General features: G+C 70.8%; 4 protein-coding genes. All 4 read left to right on the top strand.

The genetic code is table 11. The features are described from left to right. Positions 1 to 113 precede the first annotated feature (113 nt). The gene (locus E2C05_RS29725) at positions 114 to 452 is read left to right on the top strand and encodes a P-II family nitrogen regulator (RefSeq protein WP_133223231.1); all 339 of its coding nucleotides are present in this window, start codon (positions 114 to 116) and stop codon (positions 450 to 452) included. 42 nt (positions 453 to 494) lie between these two features. Further along, complete coding sequence (locus E2C05_RS29730; RefSeq protein WP_133223232.1) at positions 495 to 1826, top strand: ammonium transporter; 1332 nt, start codon at positions 495 to 497, stop codon at positions 1824 to 1826. 156 nt (positions 1827 to 1982) lie between these two features. Further along, positions 1983 to 2792, top strand: coding sequence for a TorF family putative porin (locus E2C05_RS29735; RefSeq protein WP_133223233.1), 810 nt, complete (start codon positions 1983 to 1985; stop codon positions 2790 to 2792). 170 nt (positions 2793 to 2962) lie between these two features. After that, positions 2963 to 3666, top strand: a 704-nt coding sequence (locus E2C05_RS29740) for a DNA translocase FtsK 4TM domain-containing protein (protein ID WP_192912545.1), incomplete at its 3' end; no start/stop codon positions are given.

A 3666-nucleotide genomic window follows, 5' to 3' on the forward strand; every position in this document is an offset into this window, starting at 1 on the left:
GGTGGCGTGCCGCGGCGGCCGGTCCGGGCCGGCGGCGCGCGATGGCAGGCGGGCATGACGCTGGCACGAGAATTGGAAGGTCTGACCGCCGGTTAGAGGAGGACCACGGGCAGATGAAGCTGGTCATGGCATTCATCAAGCCCTTCAAGCTGGACGAGGTGCGCGACGCGCTCACTCCGCTCGGCGTGCAGGGGCTGACGGTGACCGAGGTGAAGGGCTTCGGTCGCCAGAAGGGGCAGACGGAGATCTACCGGGGCGCCGAGTACCAGGTGAGCTTCCTGCCGAAGATCAAGATCGAGGTCGTGGTGCCGGACGAGCTGGTGGATGCCGTGCTCGAGGCGATGGCCAAGGCCGCCCGCACCGACAAGATCGGCGACGGCAAGATCTTCGTGCTGGACGTGGAGCGCGCGCTGCGCATCCGCACCGGCGAGACCGACACGTCGGCGCTCTGACCCGCGCCGCCGCATTCACGGCTTCATGTAGGGGACAAGATGATGAGGATGCCCGCACGCGCGCTGGCGATGGCGGCGCCGGCGCTGCTGCTCGCAGTGCCCGCCCTGGCCGATGACGGCCCGAAGATCGACACCGGCGACACCGCCTGGATGCTGACGTCCACGGCGCTGGTCCTGCTGATGACGATCCCCGGCCTCGCGCTCTTCTACGCCGGCATGGTCCGGAAGAAGAACGTGCTCGCCACCATGATGCAGAGCTTCGCCATCACCGCGATCGTCACGGTCTGCTGGATGCTGGTGGGCTACAGCCTCGCCTTCGGCGAGGGCAACGCGTATATCGGCGACCTGTCCAAGCTGTTCCTGACCAGCCTGGCCGAGAACTGGGACAAGCCCTTCACCCTGGGCAGCGGCGACGCGGCGGTGGCCACCACCATCCCCGAGACGGTCTTCTGCATGTTCCAGATGACCTTCGCCATCATCACCCCGGCGCTGATCACCGGCGCCTTCGCCGACCGGATGAAGTTCAGCGCCCTGGTGCTGTTCAACATCCTCTGGACCCTGCTGATCTACGCGCCGATCGCGCACTGGGTCTGGCACCCGAACGGCTGGATCTTCGCCCTCGGCGCGCTCGACTTCGCCGGCGGCACGGTGGTGCACATCAATGCCGGCGTCGCCGGCCTGGTCGCCGCCCTCGTGCTCGGCAAGCGGGTCGGCTACGGCCATGACAACATGGCGCCCTACAACCTGGCGCTGGCGGTCATCGGCGCCGGCCTGCTCTGGGTTGGCTGGTTCGGCTTCAACGCCGGCTCCGCGGTGGGCGCGGGCGCCCGCGCCGGCATGGCGATGCTGGTGACGCAGGTGGCGGCCGCCGCGGCGGCGCTGGCCTGGCTGTTCGCCGAATGGGCGACCAAGGGCAAGCCCAGCGTGCTCGGCGCCATCTCCGGCGCGGTGGCCGGCCTGGTCGCCATCACCCCGGCCTCCGGCTTCGTGCTGCCGGTGCCGGCGCTGATCATCGGCCTGGTCGCCGGCCTCGCGGGCTTCTGGGGCGCGACGGCGCTGAAGCACATGCTCGGCTACGACGACAGCCTCGATGCCTTCGGCGTGCACGGCATCTGCGGCATCGTCGGGTCCCTGCTGGTCGGCGTCTTCGCCTATGGCCCGCTCTCGGCCACCGCCAGCACGCCGGACGGCTATTCGGGCAGCCTCGACCAGCTGATCCTGCAGGCCTATGCGACCGGCGCGGTCTTCGCCTTCACCGCCATCGGCACCTTCATCCTGCTGAAGGTCACGGACGTGATCGTCGGCCTGCGGGTCGCCGAGGAGGAGGAGCGCGAGGGCCTCGACGTCACCCAGCACGGCGAGCGCCTGGCCTGAGACATGACAGGGGAGGGTGGCCGCAAGGCTCCCCTCCCCCTTTTTGCCGCGGGGAATGGTTGCCGGAGTAGAACGGCCTCGCGGAACCGCAACACCTCGAACCGCCACACCTCGAACTGCAACACCTAGTACTGCAACACAGGGGAACAGCTCAAAATGGCCCAGCTTCCCAGGTTGGCGGGACGCACCGTCGCCCGCCTCCGCGGCGCGCTGCTCGCGGCTGCCGCCCTGATCCTGCCGGCACTGCCGGCCGCGGCGCAGCAGAAGATCGAATCCCTCGGCCTGACGGTCACCACCACGCCGACCATCGCCACCGACTACCTGTTCCGCGGCATCAGCCAGACCAGGAACAACTGGGCCTACCAGGGCACGCTCGACGTCCAGCACGACAGCGGCGTCTATGTCGGCGCCTTCATCTCCAACGCCAAGTTCGTCGCCAGCCCGTGGAACGACACGCGCCAGGAACTGGACCTGCTGGCCGGCTACCGCTTCGAACTGGGCGGGATCAATTTCGACATCGGCTATATCGGCTACCTGTACCCGGGCCAGGACAAGGCCGCCGGTACCCAGCTGAACGAGTACCACGAGGTCGGGGTCAAGGCGAACTACACCATCGACATCGTCAAGATCCTCGCCTCCTACAACTACTCGCCGAACTACTTCGGCCGCTCCGGCACCGGCCACTATGTCGAAGGCGGGCTGGACGTGACCCTGCCCTTCGAGCTGACGGCGTCCGGCCGCGTCGGCTACCAGTGGATCCAGCGCAACCCCTTCTTCGGCACGCCGGACTACCTCTGGTACTCGGTCGGCATCTCGCGGGAGATCTATGCCGGGGTGATCGCCACGGTCGCCTGGTACGACACCAACATCAGCAAGCGGGAATGCGTGCCGGCCGCCGGCCGCGCCGATGGCGGCCAGCGGATCTGCGAGGGGCGCGTCTTCTTCAGCCTGAGCAAGATCTTCTGACCGGTCGGGTCGCAGGGGGACCCAGGGGGGGAGGGCGCCGGCCGCAGGGCCGGCGCCTTTTTCCTGCCCGCCCGCCGGCATGATTCGCCGCCGGCATGCGGGACTTCTTTGTCCGGCAAGCTCTTGCGGGCTAGACTTCGCGCCGAATCAAAGCCGGACCCCTGGCCCGCATGCCCGCCACCCGCGCCTCCGTCACCAGCGCGCCGCTCGCCGGCGTGCGCCGCTTCGCCTCCCCCGCCGTCAAGGCGGCCATCCGCCGCCGCATCGGCGAACTGGCCGGGCTGCTCTGCGCCCTGCTCGGCCTCGCCCTGCTGGTGGCGCTGGCCAGCCACAACCCGGCCGATCCCTCCCTCTCCACCGCCACCACCCGGGCGCCGGCCAACCTGGTCGGCCCGGCGGGCGCCGTCGTCTCCGACCTGCTGCTGCAGGGCTTCGGCTGGGCCGGCGCGCTGCCCGGCCTGGCGCTGCTGGCCTGGGCCTGGCGGCTGGCGACGCATCGCGGCCTCGGCCTGTTTCCCGCCCGGCTGGCGGCGCTGCTGGCCATGCTGCCCCTGGGCGCCGCGGCGCTGACGCTGCTGCCCTTGCCCGGCCATTTGCCGACCCTGGCCGGGCCGGGCGGCGCCGGTGGCGCGGTGACGGCGCATGCGCTGTACGACACGGCGGGGGCGCTGCTCGGCCCCTTCGGCGGCATGGCCGCCAGCGGCGGCATCGCCGGCCTCGCCCTGCTGCTGGCCATCCCGGCCCTCGGCCTGTCCCCGGCGGAATGGCTGCGCCTCGGCCGCGCGGCGAAGGATGGGGCGGGCGGCGTCGCCCGGGCCTCCGGCGCCGGGGCGCGGGCGGGCGTCGGGCTGCTCGCCCGGCTCGGCGCGCCGCT

Source organism: Paracraurococcus ruber (assembly GCF_004353985.1).
Taxonomy (GTDB): Bacteria; Pseudomonadota; Alphaproteobacteria; order Acetobacterales; family Acetobacteraceae; genus Paracraurococcus; species Paracraurococcus ruber.